The sequence below is a fragment of the Thiolapillus sp. genome (assembly GCF_048562965.1).
GTDB lineage: Bacteria > Pseudomonadota > Gammaproteobacteria > Chromatiales > Chromatiaceae > Thiolapillus > Thiolapillus brandeum_A.
In genome coordinates this window covers 1-516 of sequence record NZ_JBHNMF010001680.1, presented here as the reverse complement: position 1 = coordinate 516, position 516 = coordinate 1, and the positions used below count along the sequence as shown (strand labels likewise).

General features: G+C 55.2%; 1 protein-coding gene. It reads left to right on the top strand.

The features are described from left to right. Positions 1-84 precede the first annotated feature (84 nt). Positions 85-501 (top strand): AMP-binding protein, encoded by a 417-nt coding sequence (locus tag ACOCD2_RS26190; protein WP_293650022.1) that lies wholly within the window; start codon positions 85-87, stop codon positions 499-501. The last annotated feature ends 15 nt before the right edge of the window (positions 502-516 follow it).

Sequence of the window (516 nt, the reverse complement as noted above, 5' to 3'; positions counted from 1 at the left end):
AATAGGTTGTCAAAGGCCGAGTCGATTTTGGGGACTGGGATGTCCCAAAATCTATCACGAGGTCGAAGACACGCTTGGGTTGCCATGAACGGTCCTGATGACAACCGTCCCGGTTCCGTCGGAAAACTGCTGCCTCACTGTGGTGTGCGCGTTGCGCATGACGGAGACATCCTCCTGTCGGGCACCGGCTTTACCGGCTATGTGCAGAAGCCGGCCGGCTTGCCGGCAGTCTGGTATGCCACGGGTGACTTGGGGTATGTCGACAAGGATGATTACCTGTATATCGATGGCCGTAAACGTGAAGTCATCATCAGCAGCTTCGGGCGGAATGTTTCTCCTGACTGGGTGGAATCCGAACTGCTGGCCGAGTCAGGCATTGTTCAGGCAGCTGTTTTCGGCAATAGCCGTCCCTTCGTGAGTGCTGTAATCGTTGCTGCACCTGGTGCTGACATGAAAAGCATCGTAAGCGCCCAAGAATCCACACCTGTTTTCCCCACCTGACCCTGTGCAGACTTT